This window comes from Hyphomonas sp. UBA3195, from assembly GCF_002366485.1.
In the GTDB taxonomy this organism is placed as follows: Bacteria; Pseudomonadota; Alphaproteobacteria; order Caulobacterales; family Hyphomonadaceae; genus Hyphomonas.
In genome coordinates, this window is record NZ_DEXB01000016.1 from 25,883 (window position 1) to 43,392 (window position 17,510).

Sequence of the window (17,510 nt, forward strand, 5' to 3'; positions counted from 1 at the left end):
GACTGAACCTTTCGGTATGGTCCCGCGTATGAACCGCATGACCCACACGATTTCCCGACGCTCGCTGCTCCTGTCCGGCGCCGCTTCACTGGGCCTTGCCGCCTGTTCCATCAATTCTACATCGGAAGCAGCAGACGCTGAAAACGCCGATAATGAGGAGCAATATGCTGATTCCGAATGGCGCCAGCTTACCGATGATGACTGGCGTGCGCGCCTGAGCGCGGTCGCCTACGGCGTTATGCGGGAAGAGGGTACCGAGCGTCCCTTTACATCGGACCTGAACAAGGAGGCCCGCACAGGTACCTATCATTGCGCCGGGTGTGACCTCGCCCTGTTTTCATCGGACACCAAATTTGATTCCGGCACGGGCTGGCCGAGCTTCTACGATGTCTTGCCGGGCGCCATGGGAACCAAACCTGATCGCAAGCTGATTTATGTGCGCACGGAATACCACTGCGCCCAATGCCTGGGCCATCAGGGGCATGTATTCGAGGATGGGCCGGAACCCACCGGCTTGCGGTATTGCAACAATGGCGTTGCGCTGACCTTCAAGCCGGCCTGATTCCGGATCACTCGATGATTTCCATGCCCTCGGGGATTACGAATGGCGTGGTAGCGACACCGACATTTCCGGCTTCAACTACCTCACCAGGACCGCCTTCCCGACGCTCATAAGCCTGAGCCAGCGAGAGATATGGCGGGACGTGAACCCAGCCCGCACCACCATCATTTTGTGTGATTTCGAAATGAAGGTGAAACGTTGTGGGCGTGCCGCCGAAATCATTCGAGACATACCCAATATGCTGGCCGGCCTCGACTGGGTCCCCCGCCTTTACCTGCAGCTTGTCCATGTTCATGTGCATGTATTTGAAGATACGTCCGCCTGCGCGCAGATTCACGCTGTAAGTGCCAACGTGTGAGATGACACCATCAGACACCGCGACAACCTTGTGCAGGGTGCGGTCACTGGCAGCTGTCCTGCGCAGTGTATTGCATTCCTGTGGTGTGCCGACCCGAATGTCCTGCCCCTGGTGGACCTTGGGTTGGGGGCAGTAAGGAGAGGTCCGATTGGCGCTGCGTACTTCGCAGAAATTGTCCCGCCATGGATAGGCGTAGTTGCGGGAATCGCACTGGTCGCCCCCCGCGACACCCCCGCCAAAGCTGAACACTTGGGACTGTAGGTAAGTTGGTGCATCCGCGATAGGAAATACAAGATCAGGTGCGTATGCAATCTGCTCCGGTGCACCTTGGCCTGAGCCAGGCAGAAGCGCTCCGGCTTCAAAATAGCTGAAGGTTGGTTCGACCGGCTCAATAGGGTCGGGCAGGCTGGCAGCGTCGTCGCCATCATCATCACTGATATCTTCAGCCGGAATATCTGTGTCATCAAGCGTGTCGCCCGGTGTTTCGGTATCCGTGTCCGTAGCGGTGTTAGCATCCATTTCAGGGTTGGTGTCCTGGTCCGAAGCGTCCTCATCTTCAGGAGTTGTCGCGGGATCGGTATCTGGTGTGTCGACGTCGGGAATGTCTTCGGTGGGGGTGTCGACATCAATCGGATCGGTAGCGGGGTTGTCGGCGTCTACTGGATCAGGTCCGTCCCCGAGATCATCCGTATCAGGCGAGTTGGCTGTATCTTCCGCATCATCCGCAGGGTCCGTTGGCGTGTCCTCACCGTCTGCCCCATAGGGATTGTCGACCGGCGCAGACGGCGGCGGAGGTCCGGGCGCTCCGGGCGGTACAGCAGGCCCCGCATCCGGCGTTGTCGGACTTGGTCCGCCATCTCCCGGAAATCTGACAAAGTCGCAGGCGGACAGCATGAGGGCTGCGCTCGCCAGCAGCAGCAATCGTGTTGGTTTCATCAACGCGTCCCCGCAATTACTAGCTTGTTGGTCACATCGAGAGCTTCTTGCTCCGTGATGCAGTCGGCTTCACCTCCCTTGATGGATTTGCATTCAAATTCCACGAGGTAGTCTGCGCCATAACGAGAGAACGAGACTTGTGCACCACTCATCGTTGGCGTGTAGGTCAGGACGGGCGTATCGTCTTGGGCATTGGTGGTATCAACTCCAATGACTTCATTCGTGCCATTGACGACAATGTCATAGTCTATGCCGGGATAGGCAGCGAAATAGCCGTCCGACATGGGCTGAAAGCGGATGCCACTCTCGGCGCCCTGTGGCACGACGATGCCGGTTGGAAGCAAGACCGGTACGGGCGGCGCGGTGCCGCCGGATTCCACCTGGAAACTCGTCTCGCGCTGCTCGCTGGGTGTGGCAGCAAGATCTGCTCGTGCAGCGTCCCAGTCGATTGTTGCAGTGCTGGCGACCATCACCGGACCGTCAGGTTGATCTGGAACGAGCGTAGCTTCTTCTGCAGGAGCAATTTCCGGCTCTTGGGTTTCAACCGGTGCTGGTTCGTCGCGGTCTCTCGCAATCAAGAAGTCGCATGCGGTAAGCGAGAGCGCGCACCCACCGACAATCAGGATGGTACGGATAGATGTCATTTGCGTTTGTCCTCTCCGGGATGAGCTACGAAGTCAGGGTCTGCATAGGCGACGCCATCAATTGACAATATCTGTTGGCGGATTTCTTCAATTCGCCCGCGTGTCGCCTCGACACCGGCGGGCAGTTGGTACACCAGATTGATTTCGCCGGAATAGCTGGCGCCCACGAGACGGAAATCCTTCAGGATGGGGATGTCTTCTACGAGATCCGAATATGCCGCATCAGCGGTCTCGCGATCGCGTTTGAAATTGCGCGCAATCGTATCAACTTCAGACCGCCCTTTGAGGCGGACGATAAAGGTGACTTCCGCACCGCTCGAACTGGACGAGCTGCTGCCACTGACGGCAGCAGGCTTGACCTGTTCTACACCCACGGTGCCGATTGGCGGACGTGGGTCGGTCGCCGCCTGTGTGGCGGGGCTGTCCTGTTCAGGCCGAGAGTGGGAGCTATTGCGGTCATCACTCCCCACGATAACCAACCCCACCGCGCTGGCCAGCAGGGTGACCCCTGCAAGGCCAAGCGGCCCGCCGAGATGGACGGGAGAAGGGCGCCGTTTTGGCATCAGTCTCCGCCACCGCCGGTCGGCCGTTCCGGTACCATGGCGAGGTCGAGCAAGCCTTGACCGCATGGACGTGTGCACATGTCGGGGCTTCCCTCAATCGGAGTGGTGCCCGGGTAGAGTGCACATGAGCCAGAGCATTGCATCGCAGATCGCGGGCTGGATGCAGCGAGCAGGGTGGCTTTCAGCTCTTCCGGCGTGGCGTCAGGATCGCGTGCCTTGAGGAGGGCAAGTGCTGCTGAGACATGCGGCGCTGCCATCGATGTGCCCTGTTCAAAAGCGTAGAAGCAGTCTTCGACGGCTTCACCCGTGACCGGGTCATAGCAATTCGTTGCAGCCTTGGTGGACAGGACGCCATCTGGACGACCGTCCCCATTGTCGTCCCGTGTCAGGTCTCCACCAGGGGCGAGGAGATCTACTTCCGGTCCGAAATTGGAATAGGGGGCTATATGTCCGCGGGCATCGCCGGCGGCGACTGTGATCACATTCGCGCAGCCACCCGGCGCATAATACTGCGTCGCAACGCGGGCATTGCCGGCTGCCGAGACGACCAGCACACCACGCTCAGTGACCGAATCAATCGCATCCTGCAGCGATGCAGGACAGTATTCGAACAGCCCGATGGAGAGGTTGACTACGTCAGCCGGATTGTCGTTCCAGATCTCGTTGCCTTCCTCATCCTCGGCCGGGATCAGGCCGCCTGCCCACCGGATGGCATCATTGATGTCGGAGAGACGCCCACCACATTTGCCGAGCGCGCGCACTGGAACGATTTTGACGTTCCACGCCCCGCCCGCGACCCCTGAGGCATTGTTGGTCGCGGCTGCGCCAATCGTTCCCGCCACATGTGTGCCGTGAAATGTGTCTTCTGCAAATGGGACCGACGGATCACAGAGATCGCCCGGATCGTTCGGATCGCCGTCACGGCCGTCGCCATCATTTCCCATACGTGGATCGGAGACCATATCCCAACCCGGTGCGATGTTGGGGGAATCCTTGATGTCGGGGTGTTCTAGTTGCAGGCCGGTGTCTACAACAGCCACGACAACATCTGCTGATCCATCTGTGCCCTGACGGGTCCAGAATTCTTGGAAGCTTGAGCCCCCTACGGACTCGCCTTCGCCTGTACCATTGTTCTGGAAATGCCATTGAAGTTCCCAAAGCGGGTCATTCGGGGTGATGGTTGTGTCGGTGATGACGTCCGGGGTCACATCGGTTCCGGTGGCCGGTGTGTCGGGGCGTGGTTTACGAGCGAACTGGTTTTCGAAAATATAGTCTTTCTCGACATATTCGAACTGACCAGACGCTTTCAGGTCTTTCACGATACATTCTGTCGCGAGCACCGGGCTCGACTGAACGGTGACCATATCAGGATTGTCTGGGCATTCGAGTTTCGCATCGACGGCGAGGAAATTCTGCATCGTGTTGCGAGGGGATCCGGCTGGCGTGAACCGAGTGGGGCTGCCACCATCCTCGCCGATTTGTATGACCATCTGCCCCTCGCGAGACAGGGCCACTTCGCCGCCCATTCCATACTTCGACAATGTGTCCAGCATTACGGAATTGGCATCGCGTTGCGCTGTAATGGCATCACGACTGATAACAGAACGACGCGCAAGCTTGCGCGCTGCGACTTTTTCCTGAACCGGTGCAGATTCCAAGGAACGGGGATTGAGGGACCGGGTGCGCGCCGTTGGCGATGGTTCTTTCGCGGCGGTCTGTTCCAGTTGCCTGGATGCCTTGTCAATTTCCTGCAGAGTTTTTTCTCGTGCTTTTGGGTCGAGCTTCACCTTGGGCATGACGCGTGCAGGCTGAACCGACAGGCTGCGTGACGGGGCAGGCGCAGAAGTGATCGGTGCGGTGGCATCGGACTCTGCAGCAGGGGCGCTTTCAGCCTCGACCGGGTCGTCGGAAAATTCGTCAAAGGCTTCCGGATCTTCCAGGAAGACTTCATCGTCTTCCACGACCGCCATGGCTTCAGCAGGGGGGATGTCCCGTGGCTTGGCAATGATCGATCCGACCGCAAACATCGGGCTCGCGCTTGCCGTTTCGAAATTCATGTCATTGCGCAGCGTACCGGCAATGGCTCGGTCCATGACGTCAGCTGCTTCCAGCGGTTTCGGAGCGTCCGGTTCAACAATGGTCCGACCGCTCAACTGGTCCATAGTTGCCTCGGCGAGATCACGAGCGCGTTCGAGCCTTGTGTCTTGCTGGTCGCATGAGGACAGCACGAGCAGGCTGGCCAAAGCAGTTCCGAGCGCGAGGCGGCCCGGCGTCGATATCAGTTTCCGCAGCATGTGAGATATCCCCGTGTGTTTCCCAAGATACTCCCAGCTCCTTAGATTAACCCTTTAGCAAGATTATGACGAGGGTGGGGCATTGTCCAATGCAAACGCTTTTCAACCTGACACTTGTTGACGTGAAATCGGAAGCCCGGCTTTCCTTACGGCACCATTTTCTTGTTGCTGGACATTTCCAGAAGACCGGCCGATGACATGAGAATGAGCGAGGGGCAGACGATTCCACCAGACGTGTCCAGACCGGACCGGCGCAACGCTTTCTTCCTGTTGTTCTTCTCATTGATGGCGATCGGGGCTGGCAATACGATGCTGATTGCCGCCGTATTGCCGCCACTGACGCGAGAGATTGGTCTTCCGGACTGGATGGCCGGGGCTATCTTTGGATTGTCGGCGCTGTGCTGGTCGTTGATGTCGCCGTTTTGGGGTGGTCGGTCCAACCGCTGGGGAAGGCGGCCTGTCGCCGCCTTGGGACTTGCGGGATATGGCATCTCCATGCTCCTGCTGTTCCTGACCGGCTGGCTTACCATGACTGGCGTACTGACCGGCACGTTCATGATGTTTGCCTGCCTTGCCATGTCGCGTTCGATTTTTGGGTTGCTGGGCTCTGGCACGAACCCGGCTGCGCAAGCTTATGTTGCTGATCGCACGAGTCAGGCCGAGCGACAGTCCGAAATCGCGTTCATCACATCGGGTTTCAGCGTTGGCACGGTGATTGGCCCCGCTTTTGCCGCGGCGCTGGTGGCAACGCTTGGCCTGCTGAGCCCCTTGCTACTGACGGCGGTTATTGCCTTTACCATGTCGGCCTTGATCTGGTTCCGCCTCCCGGAAGAGCGCGAGCCGGTAACGGATGCGACCCAGTTTGAAGAAATTCCCGGTGCGCGGGGTCTTTGGCGATCCGGGCCGGTATTGCCCTTCCTTGTGTTCGCCGTGTGCCTGTCGCTGACGACCGGTGTATTGACGCAGGTTTTTGTCTTTTCAGTAATGGACAAACTGGGCGTTTCCGGAAAGGAAGCGGCGCAATTTACCGGGCCGGCCTTTACCGTTGGCGCACTCGCCGTACTGCTGGCCCAGCTTGTGTTGATCCCTCGCCTCAAGCTCAAGAACAAGACACTCATGTGGGGAGGCTGCCTGCCTTTGCTGGCTGGGGCGTTGCTGATGGTCTTCGCAAATGACTATGCAAACTTGATCCTGGCGCAGTTCTGCATTGGCCTCGGGCAGGGGCTCGCGCGGCCGGGATTTTCAAGCGGGGCATCACTGGCCGTCTCACCTCAGCTTCAAGGCAACGTCGCAGGTCTCGTAATCTCGGCGAATGGAATGGGTTTCATCATCACGCCCTTCTTCGGCTTGTTCATCTATGAGTATGTGAACCCGCATCTTCCGTTCATATTCTGCGCGGGCCTGCTGAGTTTCATGATCCTGTATGCCCGGTTCGGGTTGAAGGATGGCGTCGGCGAACCGGATGAGGAAGCCGACGCAGTTTGATCAATTTGTGCCGGACGGGCTGGATGCGACACCAACATTCGCTTCGCCAGTGACCAATGCCAGGGCCTGCTTTGTCGGGTAGCCGTCCGCAACGAGGCCCCTGGATTTTTGGAATCCTTGCAACGCGCCCTTGGTCTTGCGACCGGGAATGCCGTCCACGCCGCCAGCGTCAAAACCCTGGGCGTTGAGCGCTGCCTGAAGGATCTTGATCTCGCTAACGGTGAGAGGTGTCAGATGTGTTGGCCAAGACGCGATGGGCCCATTCTGGCCTCCCATCGCATCGCCGGACAGGCCCACGGCGAACGCGTAGGAATCGGCATTGTTGTAGGTCTTGAACGCCTTGAAATTGTTGAACAGCAAGTATTTCGGGCCTTCCGCACCGGCTGGCAGCCAGAGTTCAGCATAATTGGCTCCGCCTGTTTCGAAGGTGCCGCCGCGTGCAGGTACCAGGCCTTCAGTTGCCCATGTTTCGATCCGGCGTTCATTGCCATCTGCCAGTCCGAAATCGAACCCGGTGCGGGCCAGCACTTCAATTCCCCAAGGCTGATTCAGTGTGTAGCCGGAATTTGCCAGATAATTGGCGGTCGAGGCGAGGGCATCAGCCTCACTCTCCCAGACATCCTTCTTGCCGTCGCCGTCAAAATCTTCGGCATAGGCGATGAAGGTCGATGGCATGAATTGGGTATGGCCCATCGCGCCGGCCCACCCGGCGATCAGGTCGTCGCGCTCTGCATCGCCTTGTTCGAGAATGTTGATCAGGGAGAGCAGTTCACGCTCAGCGAGGCTCTTGCGTCGACCTTCCACAGCCATGTTGGCCAGGACGTTTGGCGCGTCGAAATTGCCTTTCACGGCACCAAAGCTCGTTTCCATGCCCCAGATCGCGACGATGGCTTCGCGGTCTACGCCATAGGCGGCTTCAAGAGAGTCGAAAAGTGCCGGGTTTTCAGCAAGGCGCGAAGCACCTGTGCTTACGCGGCTATTGCTCATCGGCACGCGCAGATAATCCCAGATCGGCTTGGCGAATTCGGCTTGGTCTTCGATCCCTGTCTTAGCGGGTTGGAAAGACGATCCAAGCCAGAGTTCTAGCGGAGATATGTCGGTAAGGACAGATTTGACGACCTCGCGATCATGACCAGCGGCGAGTGCTTTTTCAGAGAACGCTACGCGCCAAATGTCCATTCCGGCATGGCCGGAGGAGGCGTAGGTGATCGCGCCTGTCTCGGGAGCGGGTACTGGCGCGGCGATCGGTGGAGGCGCAGCCTGGCCCGGACTATGGGCACAGGAGGCAACCAGCGCGGTCATCGCCGCAGCCGCGATGATATGTGAGCGCCGCAGCGCAATCTGTGCCATTCTTCCAGCTCCTGAAACCGCACGTTCATGACAGCGTGCAACCTTGACTCTTCTTACCGGATTCATTACCCGCTCCGCTTTCCAATTCCTTATGATCCACAGGCTAGGCCCATGAAAGTCCGCTCGTCTCTCAAATCGCTCAAGTCGCGCCACCGCGACTGTAAGATCGTGCGCCGCAAGGGCCGCGTTTACGTCATCAATAAAACTGACCCCCGCTTCAAAGCAAAGCAGGGCTGACGTGAACATGAACAGGCAATAAGGCGGCACTATGGCTGCTGAAATTGCCCTGTTCGACCTTGGGCATGTGGTCCTCGACTGGGACCCTGCACGACTTTACGCGAAGATCATCGATACGCCGCAGGAACGTCAAATGTTCCTGGCGGATATCTGTAACATGGCGTGGCATACACGGCATGATGCTGGTGCAAGCTTTGCCGAGAATGCCGTTGATTTGATCCGGCAATATCCTCAGTACGAAACTGAAATCCTCGCCTGGGGTCGGCGATGGATGGAAATGTTCGATGGCTATGTGGAAGGTACGGCCGAACTGATCCGGCGCCTGGATGCCCGCCAGGTGCCGCTCTATGCCCTGACGAACATGCCAGCCGATCCTTGGGACGAAATGCTCCAGGAGTTCGAGATCCTGCGACGGTTCCGCGATGTGATCGTGTCTGGCCGGATCGGCCTGATCAAGCCCGGCACCGAAATCTATCATGTCGCCCTGGAGGTCATGGACCATCCGGAGCCAGCAAACGTGCTGTTTATTGACAACAGCCTGCCCAATGTTGAAGCGGCTGACGCGCTTGGCTTCCGGACACATCATTTCAAGCATGCAGAGGGCCTGGAGACCGCTTTGTTGTGTGAAGGCCTGCTGTGACAGCAAGTTGTGGTTGCCCCGCCCGGCGCGCGGCATAATATCGGACTGATGATAAGAGCGCTCCTTCTGGCCGTCCTGTTCCTCGTGGGCGCGGCGCATGCGGAACCATCCGATGAGATGTTCGAGAAGCTGCGGACTGCGCCCAGTGACAGCGAAGCCAATGACGTGGCCATGGATATCTGGGCCTCCTGGATGGAATCCGGCTCACCGACGGTGGATGTCATCATGGAGCGGGGCGTCGATGCGCAGACCGCAGGAGATTTCGAGACGGCGCGCGCCTTCTTTGATCGGGCCATCCTGATCAAGCCAGACTATCCCGAGGCGTGGAACCGGCGAGCTGCCCTGTTCCTGATGGATGAAAATTACACCGAGGCATTGCGCGACCTGAACGAGACCTTGCAACTCGAGCCGCGCCATTTCGGCGCGTGGTCCGGGTTGGGCATGATGTTCGAAAGCATGGGATCTCCCAAGCATGCGCTCGAAGCCTATCGCGAGGCCATTGAAATCTATCCGCGCATGCAGCAGGCACTGGCCGCAGAAAAGCGGTTGTCCAAGCTTGCTGAGGGCCAGGGTCTTTGAGGGGCGTGATTACGGCAACAGCCCTCGGCATATGCGTGCTCGGTACGGGGGCTTGCGTGACCAGTGCAGCCTACAAGAACAAGGTGGAAGCCACCCACCCACCAATTGGCCGGCCCGTATCGGTAGGAACTGAGACTGTGCATGTCATTCAGCGTGGAGAGGCAGGTCCACCTGTCCTGATGATTCATGGTGCCAGTGCCAATGCTCGTGAGTTCACATGGACGCTCGCGCCTCGGCTGGAGGGCGCTTACCGCGTTCTGATGGCAGATCGGCCCGGGCACGGTTATTCCAGCCGCCCGGAAGACGCGCAGGATCTTGGCGTGCAAGCGACACAAATGGCGGGCGTGTTGGACCAACTCGCACCGGACGAAAAAGCCATTTTGGTCGGCCATTCCTTTGGTGGGGCCGTTGCCCTGCGCGTGGCGCTGGACCGGCCTGATCTTGTAAAAGGGCTCGTCCTGCTCGCGCCGGTGACCCATGATTGGGGCGGAGGCGGTCAGGCATGGTACAACTCGTTCGCTGCTCGGCCAGTCGTTGGTCCTGTGTTCAGCCAGCTCTTGCCATTGGTTGGCCCTGGCCAACTTGCCCGTGGGATTGACGGCGTCTTCGAGCCAGCACCTGTGCCGGACAATTACTCTGAAAATTCTGCCATCGGACTTCTGTTTCGCCCGCCAAACTTCCGGGCCAATGCCCGTGATGTGAAGGCGCTGGAAGATCAGCTGGCCGCGCAGTCCAGACGCTATGGTGAACTGGAAGTGCCAATCACGGTGTTCTCTGGCAGCGGCGATACCGTGATTTCCCCAAGACTTCATGTAGGTGAATTGAAGAAACAGGTGCCAGTGGATCTCGTGATCCTGCCGCATGAGGGGCACATGCCACACCATGGCGAAGGTGCAGCTGTTGCTGATGCCATTCGCCGTCTGGCCAGCGAGTGAAACTCCCGCTAAGACGCGCCTTCTTTTCCGATCCCGATTCCCAAGGAGCCTCTCATGGACGACGAAGCCTCGATCACCCATCTCACCGAAGCGACCCGCGAGAAACTCCGCCAGACCGTCGCCAAGATCGAGCGTCTGGAAGAGGAGAAGAAGGAAGTTGCCGAGCAGATCAAGGAAATCTACGCTGAGGCGAAGGCTTTCGGTTTTGATACCAAGGCACTGCGTCAGGTGATCAAGCTGCGCAAGGTCGACCGGGCCGAGCGCGAAGAGCAGGAAATGGTGCTCGACACCTACCTGCTGGCACTTGGCGAAGCCTGACCCGGTTTGCCTCCGGCACAATAATCACCATATTCTCTGCCAATGGGCCGAGATGTTGACGAACGCAAGAAACGCGCCGCGCTCCGTAAACTACGGAAGGCAGCGGCATTGGCTGAGCAGGGGCTTGGTCCGCCCCTGTCTGACTGGGAAAAGCAATTCCTTGAAGAGGTCGAGGAGCGCATCGAGACCTATGGGTCTGCGTTTGCAGATCCTTTGAAAGGGAGCGACGGCGAAGCCCTTTCCAGCCTGCAGCAGATGAAGCTGAAGGAAATTGACAAGAAAGCTCGTGGAAAGGCCAAGACTGGCTTCGGCGCAAAGAAGAAGCCCGGTGGCTTCAACAAGCGGCCGACGCCGCGAGTGCGCCAGTTGGATGATGATCTGACGGAAGACCCGGCCGCTCGACATTCTGAGCCGCCCACCCGGAGCTTGCCGAAATTGGTCCGTGCGTCGGAGTTGACGCCTGTGGAGCCCACCTCTCCTGTCCCGGGATCTCCCGAAGATGAACCGCCGAAGAAACGTCCCGCCTTCCGGGTCATTGAAGGTGGAAAGCAGACCGAGTAAACCCGAACACGAGTTTGATGCGTATAGTTTCCATATTCCCCGAATTGGAAGGACGACCCGCATGAAGACCGTTGTAATCACAGGTGCATCGACCGGTATTGGCGAAGCGACCGCGCTCTACCTCGCAAAGCATGGGTGGCGCGTCTATGCCGGGGTCAGAAAGCAGTCCGATGCCGATGCGCTATCCGCGAGCTCCGAAGGGGATATTCGCCCGCTTATTCTGGATGTGACGAGGCAGGAGCATTTGGAGACCGCTGTGCGGACTGTGTCCGAAACCCTGAAGGGCGAGACGCTCACGGGTTTGGTCAACAATGCGGGTATCGCAAATATGGGGCCGCTCGCGATTCAACCGCTTGATGATTTCAAGGCCCATTTCGAGGTCAATGTTTTCGGCCTGTTGCGCGCATCTCAAGCCTTCGCGCCACTTCTTGGGATGGACAAGACTCGCACCGGTGCTCCCGGTCGGATTGTCAACATCACCAGCGTGGGTGGTCGCATTTCGGCACCCTTCCTTGGGGCCTACACGGCCACTAAGCATGCCGTTGAAGCGATGACAGACACGTTGCGCCGGGAACTGGTGATCTTCGGCATTGATGCAATTGCCGTAGGGCCAGGATCAGTGAAAACGCCGATATGGGATAAGGCAGAGGAAGCCAATTCAGATGGCCCCTATTCTGGAAGTGCCTGGTCGGACGCGTTGAAGCAATTTGAGCAGGTGATGCTGAAGGGGGGGCGCGACGGCTTGCCGCCTGAACAAATTGCGAAAGTCATCGAAATTGCGTTGGAGGACGCCACTCCCAGGGCGCGCTATTCCCCTGTGCCGAACAAGCTGACGAATTGGTACATTCCGACGCTGCTGCCCAAGCGTGTTCTGGATGGGGTCTTCCGCAAGCGATTCGGCATGACGAAGCCCGGCAAGTAAATTTTCCTGCGGGCATTGACGAACCGCGGGGAAGGGGCGCGCATTCTCCTGAAAAATGAAAACGGGAGGAATACGCACATGGCCAATCTTGACGGCAAAGTCGCCATCATCACGGGAGGGGCGAGCGGCATCGGTCTTGCGGGAGTCGAGACGTTTGTTGCGGCTGGCGCGAAAGTTGTTGCTGGAGACATTCAGGACGAGAAGGGCATGGCGCTTCAGACGCGCTTTGGCGACGACAAGGTCCTGTTTGTCCATTGCGACGTGACGGACATGGCCGAACTGGAAGGTATCATGGGCAAGGCCGTCGACCATTTCGGACGGTTGGACATTCTCTGGAATAATGCGGGGCATGGTGGCACGCCGGATTCGGTGGAGGAACTGGATCTTGATGCCTATGACCAAACCATGTCTCTCCTTCTGAAACAGGTCTTTGCCGGAACCAAGTTTGCTGTTCCACACATGAAGGAAAATGGCGGCGCTATTATCAACACGTCTTCAATCAGCGCCGTATGCGCCGGATATGCGCCAATCACCTACTCTGTTGCCAAGAAGGGCGTAGCACATTTCTCTAAACTGGCGGCTGCAGAGCTCTCCAAGTATGGCATTCGCGTGAATGCGGTCCTGCCGGGCTTTATCGCGACCTCGATCTTCGGCGCGTCGCTCGGCTTGCCGCGCGAGCAGGCAGACCAGATGGCGGCCATGCTGGTCGAAGCAGGTGGCAGCATGCAGCCAGCTGGCCGGGTTGGCAAAGGTGAAGACATTGCCGAAATGGCAGCCTTCCTCGCCTCCGACGCAGCGAGCTTCATTACGGGCGGCGAATTCCTCGTGGATGGCGGCATGACGGTCGGTCCACGTCATTCTTGGGACGAGGCCGCCGGCGGTCCACTCCTGGATGCGCTTGGCATCACGCCGGAACAAGCCGAACAGATGCGGGAACAGATGAACAGCTAGGTCGTTGGTGAGGCGCTACGGGTCTTCCGTCAGCGCCTCAAGGCCTGGGATCAGCTTCACTTTTTGGAGCAAGGCAGGGAGTGTTTTTGCACGAGCGACCGGACGACCTCGCTCGTCGGCTATAACAAAGCCGGTTTTTGACTTAGTGAGCGGGAACCGGCGCCAATGTGCGCGGGTCCTGAATATCCAGACTTGGTCTGGTTCGCTTCCTGAAGCGGCCCAACCGGTCCACATGTGACCGGCCGGAAGTTCCCGCCACAGGCGATCAATCTCGTCAATTTCGGAAGGCGTAAAGCAGCCCATGGATTCTCGCCCCGATCAGACTCAGCAGACAGACCTAGAGGTGGGGCCCGCACCGCGCAATATTGAAGGCGCGCTCTGGATGCTGGCCTCCGGGGCCACCTTCACCGTGTTCCTCACGCTTTCCAAGGTCCAGTCTGCAACCTTCGATCCAGGCTTCCTTGCCTTCTGGCGCTCTGGCGTTGCGTTGATCGTCGTCATTCCGGTTATCCTGCAACAGGGCTGGAGTGTGATGAAAATTCACCAGCCGGGTCTTATCTTGCTGCGCAGCCTGTTCGGGACGCTTGGCTTTGCCCTCGGCTTCTATGCCGTGTCGGACGCGGTTGGCCTGCCGCTCTCCGAATTCAATGCGATCAGTTTTTCCCGGGCCATGTTCGTCACCTTTCTCGCGGCCTTCATCCTGAAGGAACGGGTCGGTGTGCATCGTTGGGGCGCCACAATCGCCGGATGTGTCGGGGTCATGATCATGATGCAGCCCCAACTCGGTATTAGTCTGGGCATGGTCCTCGCCGTATCGGCGGCGTTCTGTCTGGCTGGGGCGATCACACTTGTGAAATCTCTGACGCGCCTGCACAGGCCGGTGACCCTGTTAATCTGGGCAAACCTTCTGTCGTCGATCCTGTTATTGCCGCTCGCCATCCTGACGTGGCCGGACGTGGCGCCCTCTGTCATCGACTGGTCCTGGATCGGTCTGATGGGCGTATGCGGTGTGACCGGCCAGTACTTCTACATTCGCGGCATGAGCGTTGGCGATGCATCTTTCCTGTCGCCGATCGACTATATGCGTCTGCCGATGGCAGCACTGGTCGATTGGGGTCTGTTCCACATGCTGCCGGGCTTCTGGACCTGGGTGGGCACTGCAATCATCATTGGAGCCACCCTGTACATCACAATCCGGGAACAGCGCCTGCGCCGGCTGGCCGCGCCGCCGCTCTAGGTCAGGCGACTTCGGGTGAATGAACGGCGCCGCGGAACGTCGCGCCTGCCGCGATGAAGCTGAACAGCGCCATGATGGCAGAGACCACGCCATTCCAGCCCGCCATGGAAAGGCCGAGAATGTAGAAAGGCGCATCCGTGCAGGACGGCACATGCATCGGCTTGCTGAAGTCCTGAATCGCCATTGGATCGATCACCCCTTCACCGGAACAACCATCTGGTGGCGGCAGCAGGCCCCACTCGACACCGGAATGGTAGAAGGCAACCACAACACCGACGACAAAGACGAGTCCGATCATCATGTTGAGTGCGACCAGGAACCGGCGTTTCGGGATCCATCGCCAGAGCACAAGGCCCGTCAGCGTCATCGCGATCAGCGCCCAATAGACTTCCCGCTGCCGCAGGCAGAGTGGGCAGGGAGGCAGGCCGCCAAAAGTCTCAAACGCGTGGGCGGCTGCCAACATGAAGGCGGACACCGCCACGGCCACCGCGGGCCACTTCCAGTCTTTCAGGAGAGATCGCATGAAATCCATGCTTCAGCTAAAACCGGACTGCGTCGTGACCACAATGCGGCGCAAGGTCACTTTGCCGTTATTTATCATCCAAACAGGCTGACCGCACCGAGCATCACAGCGCCTATCAGACCGCTGACCCAGGCTGTTCCTATGATCAGGCCGCCAATCACCATCAAGCCGTCTTTCTGCATGAGACCAAAAGACGCTATGGCCACGGCAAAGCCCGGCACCGTGTTGGTCATCGGCAACGGCACGAGGATTGACGCGCAGAATATGCATAGAAACAGGCCAATGACGCGTTCCGACCGCTTGCCGGTAATGACGGTCAGGCGCGGGCGTACAATGTGCTCGATCCAGCCGAGCCATTTGCGGCCGCCAGACGCCATCTGGGTAAGGCCATTGCGATCAATGTGGCGATTGGCGAGCTTGTCCGGCATCCAGGGCTGCTCGCGGCCCATCGCCATTTGGGCCGCCAGGGCCATCATGGGCAAGGATACGACCTGCGGCACCCCATAAAGAAACGGAATGCAACAAGGCAGGGCAAGCAGGAACAGGCCAGCGCCAAATGCACTCTCATCCAGTTGATCAAAGATTTCCCGCAGCGAGAACCCGTTCTCGGGCGCACCTGCGGCAAGCGCTTCGATGGTCTGCAACAGGGTTTTTTCGGTCGGAATCTCGGTGGAAGACATGCCTAAGCTGTTAGATGTCTTTGATCGCTACGTCGAGTAGATTGACAGGAGGCCCAGCTATGCGGCAGGAGAAGCGCTCCCTGCAAAGGGCCTCTGTGGCGGAACTGGTAGACGCGACGGATTCAAAATCCGTTTCTGGTGACAGAGTGCCGGTTCGAGTCCGGCCAGAGGTACCAATTGCATAGGACGCGCGCTGATCCTTTCATGGGTAACTGGTCTGGCTTGCGAACATCACATTTTGACAGCGACCCTAAAATTTCTCTGTGAACGAAATTCGCTTGGTTCCAACGCAAGATGACGGGTGCTTACTCGACTGAGGGCGGTCCATCGCAAACCGTAGTAAATTCTACAGCATGCGGTCCTGATCCGGTGTTCGGCGCTTTGCTGAAACGATCGGATTCTGGGGCAATCAAAACATGAGCAACCTCGTCCCGCGCGAATGCCGATCTCTCGCCAGACCGCCTGATTAACCTGACGATCATCTGTTTTTGCAATCAATTGCAGACGCTGGATTAAACCTGAATCCAGCGTGGAGGACATGCGATCATGAAACTTGGAACGCTATTCTTGCGGCTCACACTGGAGCGCCGCGCGTGCGCCGCCACGTGCGAGCAAGCCGGCCTGAGAGTCGTGATACTTTCATGATCGAACTGGTGCTTCTCGACCAAACGATTCCTGCCGTGCCGTCGCCTGTTCAGACGGACCTTCGCAGCCTGTATGCGCAGGGCGTGGAAGCGAGGTTCGCCGGACGTTTCGACGAGGCTCTTGGAATGTTCGAAGCGTTGCTCGCCACAAATCCTGAAGACGTAGACTCCCGTTTGAACGCGGCACTCTGCCTGATCGCACTGGAACGCCTTGATGAGGCCGAAAGCGAACTCGAACACGTCATTGATCAAGCTCCCGACTATGTGGATGCCTATACCGCGCTGGCGCGCGTGCGCAGAATGAAGGGAGACGCACAAGGTTCCCATGAGTTTATCGACGCTGCAGAAACCTTGTCGTCCGATCATGCCGACTACGCTGCCATGCGCGAAAAGGCATCCCGGCAGGATCGCAATCGTATTACGACGAATTTGACAGCAAGCCGCAGCAGTTTGACGAAGGACTTGCCGGACTGGACCAGCCTGTCCCCGGCAGTGGCAGTCCGAGTATCAGATACGCTTACACTCAGTGCCTCCGCGCTATACGCCGAGCGCTTCGACCGCTCGAACACGAATGTGCACATCGGCGCCGCAAAGCGTACGGGGTTCGGGCATGTCCGAATGGAAATCGGGGGAGGGACCAACACGACCTTCCTGCCCAACACCACAGTTCTCGTTGGCGCAGGTGTTGCCACGCACTATCCGGGCCTGGAACTCCTGTCGGACATCAGAACTTCAGAATACCAGAGCGGCCGGGTGACGTCCTTTCTTCCGGGCGCCCAGTACACTTTCTCTGGCGAGGCTGCGGAGATTGAAGTGCGGTACATCAACGTGCGAGACGAGAACGACCAGCATCGCTCAGGCTATCGTATGCGCTCGACTTTCAGGCCGACAGGACCTTGGGCGGTGCATCTCTATTACGCCGACGCACCGGAAAGTTCTGATGGCGCAACAGTGGAAGTGCAGTCCTATGCGGCGGGACTGGAAATGCGCTTCGGTCGAACCACCGCGCTACGCCTGACGGCCGGCAAGGAACTTCGCACTGCCTACGATCGCACAGATATCTCCCTTTCGCTTGCGCGGAGTTTTTGAGG

19 protein-coding genes and 1 tRNA gene are annotated in these 17,510 nt (G+C 58.6%); 13 read left to right on the plus strand and 7 right to left on the minus strand.

Annotated elements, in window-relative coordinates; all coding sequences use genetic code 11:
* Positions 1–28: 28 nt before the first annotated feature.
* The gene (msrB, locus tag B2344_RS05175; protein ID WP_290497432.1) at positions 29–562 is read left to right on the plus strand and encodes a peptide-methionine (R)-S-oxide reductase MsrB; all 534 of its coding nucleotides are present in this window, start codon (positions 29–31) and stop codon (positions 560–562) included.
* A gap of 7 nt (positions 563–569) precedes the next feature.
* On the opposite strand, the gene B2344_RS05180 is transcribed toward msrB, so the two are convergent.
* Genes B2344_RS05180 through B2344_RS05195 form a run of 4 tightly spaced genes read right to left on the minus strand, consistent with a single transcriptional unit; the run spans position 570 to position 5,357 of the window.
* Positions 570–1,856, minus strand: coding sequence for a M23 family metallopeptidase (locus tag B2344_RS05180; RefSeq protein ID WP_290480884.1), 1,287 nt, complete (start codon positions 1,854–1,856; stop codon positions 570–572).
* Positions 1,856–2,500 carry a hypothetical protein gene (locus tag B2344_RS05185; RefSeq protein ID WP_051607814.1) on the minus strand — a complete coding sequence of 215 codons (645 nt, stop codon included), beginning with the start codon at positions 2,498–2,500 and terminating at the stop codon, positions 1,856–1,858. The genes B2344_RS05180 and B2344_RS05185 overlap by 1 nt, the downstream gene beginning before the upstream one ends.
* Complete coding sequence (locus B2344_RS05190) at positions 2,497–3,063, minus strand: hypothetical protein (RefSeq protein WP_290480072.1); 567 nt, start codon at positions 3,061–3,063, stop codon at positions 2,497–2,499. The genes B2344_RS05185 and B2344_RS05190 overlap by 4 nt, the downstream gene beginning before the upstream one ends.
* Positions 3,063–5,357, minus strand: a complete 2,295-nt coding sequence (locus tag B2344_RS05195) for a S8 family peptidase (RefSeq protein ID WP_290484793.1) — start codon at positions 5,355–5,357, stop codon at positions 3,063–3,065. The genes B2344_RS05190 and B2344_RS05195 overlap by 1 nt, the downstream gene beginning before the upstream one ends.
* Positions 5,358–5,561: 204 nt before the next feature.
* On the opposite strand from B2344_RS05195, the gene B2344_RS05200 reads away from it, so the two are divergent.
* Positions 5,562–6,842, plus strand: coding sequence for an MFS transporter (locus B2344_RS05200; protein ID WP_206991487.1), 1,281 nt, complete (start codon positions 5,562–5,564; stop codon positions 6,840–6,842).
* On the opposite strand, the gene B2344_RS05205 is transcribed toward B2344_RS05200, so the two are convergent.
* A complete protein-coding gene (locus B2344_RS05205) occupies positions 6,843–8,192 on the minus strand; it encodes a lytic murein transglycosylase (RefSeq protein ID WP_290484794.1) in 1,350 nt (449 codons plus the stop codon). It abuts the gene before it with no gap.
* A 111-nt stretch (positions 8,193–8,303) separates the two neighbouring features.
* Between B2344_RS05205 and ykgO the strand changes: the two genes are divergently transcribed.
* The 9 genes from ykgO (at position 8,304) to B2344_RS05250 (ending at position 14,572) form a co-directional block, all read left to right on the plus strand.
* Positions 8,304–8,429 carry a type B 50S ribosomal protein L36 gene (gene ykgO, locus B2344_RS05210; protein WP_011648318.1) on the plus strand — a complete coding sequence of 42 codons (126 nt, stop codon included), beginning with the start codon at positions 8,304–8,306 and terminating at the stop codon, positions 8,427–8,429.
* Positions 8,430–8,460: 31 nt separating this feature from the next.
* Positions 8,461–9,069 carry an HAD family hydrolase gene (locus B2344_RS05215; protein ID WP_206991486.1) on the plus strand — a complete coding sequence of 203 codons (609 nt, stop codon included), beginning with the start codon at positions 8,461–8,463 and terminating at the stop codon, positions 9,067–9,069.
* A gap of 48 nt (positions 9,070–9,117) precedes the next feature.
* Positions 9,118–9,648, plus strand: a complete 531-nt coding sequence (locus B2344_RS05220) for a tetratricopeptide repeat protein (protein ID WP_206991485.1) — start codon at positions 9,118–9,120, stop codon at positions 9,646–9,648.
* Positions 9,649–9,653: 5 nt separating this feature from the next.
* Entirely contained in the window at positions 9,654–10,583 is a 930-nt protein-coding gene (locus tag B2344_RS05225; protein ID WP_290480068.1) for an alpha/beta fold hydrolase, read from the plus strand.
* A 54-nt stretch (positions 10,584–10,637) separates the two neighbouring features.
* Positions 10,638–10,901, plus strand: a complete 264-nt coding sequence (locus B2344_RS05230; protein ID WP_034814889.1) for a DUF2312 domain-containing protein — start codon at positions 10,638–10,640, stop codon at positions 10,899–10,901.
* Positions 10,902–10,943: 42 nt separating this feature from the next.
* The gene (locus tag B2344_RS05235; protein WP_290482473.1) at positions 10,944–11,462 is read left to right on the plus strand and encodes a hypothetical protein; all 519 of its coding nucleotides are present in this window, start codon (positions 10,944–10,946) and stop codon (positions 11,460–11,462) included.
* 61 nt (positions 11,463–11,523) lie between these two features.
* Positions 11,524–12,384, plus strand: a complete 861-nt coding sequence (locus B2344_RS05240; protein ID WP_290480066.1) for an SDR family oxidoreductase — start codon at positions 11,524–11,526, stop codon at positions 12,382–12,384.
* Between the two features lie 78 nt (positions 12,385–12,462).
* A complete protein-coding gene (locus tag B2344_RS05245; RefSeq protein ID WP_034814892.1) occupies positions 12,463–13,335 on the plus strand; it encodes an SDR family NAD(P)-dependent oxidoreductase in 873 nt (290 codons plus the stop codon).
* Between the two features lie 301 nt (positions 13,336–13,636).
* Complete coding sequence (locus tag B2344_RS05250; RefSeq protein ID WP_290484795.1) at positions 13,637–14,572, plus strand: DMT family transporter; 936 nt, start codon at positions 13,637–13,639, stop codon at positions 14,570–14,572.
* Position 14,573: 1 nt separating this feature from the next.
* On the opposite strand, the gene B2344_RS05255 is transcribed toward B2344_RS05250, so the two are convergent.
* Positions 14,574–15,095 (minus strand): disulfide bond formation protein B, encoded by a 522-nt coding sequence (locus B2344_RS05255; RefSeq protein ID WP_290484796.1) that lies wholly within the window; start codon positions 15,093–15,095, stop codon positions 14,574–14,576.
* Between the two features lie 74 nt (positions 15,096–15,169).
* Complete coding sequence (locus B2344_RS05260; RefSeq protein WP_290481094.1) at positions 15,170–15,775, minus strand: exopolysaccharide biosynthesis protein; 606 nt, start codon at positions 15,773–15,775, stop codon at positions 15,170–15,172.
* A gap of 89 nt (positions 15,776–15,864) precedes the next feature.
* Between B2344_RS05260 and B2344_RS05265 the strand changes: the two genes are divergently transcribed.
* Together B2344_RS05265 and B2344_RS05270 are read left to right on the plus strand one after the other, a co-directional pair.
* Positions 15,865–15,951: transfer RNA gene (locus B2344_RS05265), tRNA-Leu, on the plus strand.
* A gap of 465 nt (positions 15,952–16,416) precedes the next feature.
* On the plus strand, positions 16,417–17,508 hold the full coding sequence (locus B2344_RS05270) for a YaiO family outer membrane beta-barrel protein (RefSeq protein WP_290482472.1): 1,092 nt from the start codon (positions 16,417–16,419) through the stop codon (positions 17,506–17,508).
* The last annotated feature ends 2 nt before the right edge of the window (positions 17,509–17,510 follow it).

Coding starts and splice junctions, on each gene's coding strand:
- msrB (WP_290497432.1), top strand. CDS start 29: ATGAACCGCATGACCCACACGATTTCCCGACGCTCGCTGCTCCTGTCC.
- B2344_RS05180 (WP_290480884.1), bottom strand. CDS start 1,856: ATGAAACCAACACGATTGCTGCTGCTGGCGAGCGCAGCCCTCATGCTG.
- B2344_RS05185 (WP_051607814.1), bottom strand. CDS start 2,500: ATGACATCTATCCGTACCATCCTGATTGTCGGTGGGTGCGCGCTCTCG.
- B2344_RS05190 (WP_290480072.1), bottom strand. CDS start 3,063: ATGCCAAAACGGCGCCCTTCTCCCGTCCATCTCGGCGGGCCGCTTGGC.
- B2344_RS05195 (WP_290484793.1), bottom strand. CDS start 5,357: ATGCTGCGGAAACTGATATCGACGCCGGGCCGCCTCGCGCTCGGAACT.
- B2344_RS05200 (WP_206991487.1), top strand. CDS start 5,562: ATGAGCGAGGGGCAGACGATTCCACCAGACGTGTCCAGACCGGACCGG.
- B2344_RS05205 (WP_290484794.1), bottom strand. CDS start 8,192: ATGGCACAGATTGCGCTGCGGCGCTCACATATCATCGCGGCTGCGGCG.
- ykgO (WP_011648318.1), top strand. CDS start 8,304: ATGAAAGTCCGCTCGTCTCTCAAATCGCTCAAGTCGCGCCACCGCGAC.
- B2344_RS05215 (WP_206991486.1), top strand. CDS start 8,461: ATGGCTGCTGAAATTGCCCTGTTCGACCTTGGGCATGTGGTCCTCGAC.
- B2344_RS05220 (WP_206991485.1), top strand. CDS start 9,118: ATGATAAGAGCGCTCCTTCTGGCCGTCCTGTTCCTCGTGGGCGCGGCG.
- B2344_RS05230 (WP_034814889.1), top strand. CDS start 10,638: ATGGACGACGAAGCCTCGATCACCCATCTCACCGAAGCGACCCGCGAG.
- B2344_RS05235 (WP_290482473.1), top strand. CDS start 10,944: ATGGGCCGAGATGTTGACGAACGCAAGAAACGCGCCGCGCTCCGTAAA.
- B2344_RS05240 (WP_290480066.1), top strand. CDS start 11,524: ATGAAGACCGTTGTAATCACAGGTGCATCGACCGGTATTGGCGAAGCG.
- B2344_RS05245 (WP_034814892.1), top strand. CDS start 12,463: ATGGCCAATCTTGACGGCAAAGTCGCCATCATCACGGGAGGGGCGAGC.
- B2344_RS05250 (WP_290484795.1), top strand. CDS start 13,637: ATGGATTCTCGCCCCGATCAGACTCAGCAGACAGACCTAGAGGTGGGG.
- B2344_RS05255 (WP_290484796.1), bottom strand. CDS start 15,095: ATGCGATCTCTCCTGAAAGACTGGAAGTGGCCCGCGGTGGCCGTGGCG.
- B2344_RS05260 (WP_290481094.1), bottom strand. CDS start 15,775: ATGTCTTCCACCGAGATTCCGACCGAAAAAACCCTGTTGCAGACCATC.
- B2344_RS05270 (WP_290482472.1), top strand. CDS start 16,417: ATGATCGAACTGGTGCTTCTCGACCAAACGATTCCTGCCGTGCCGTCG.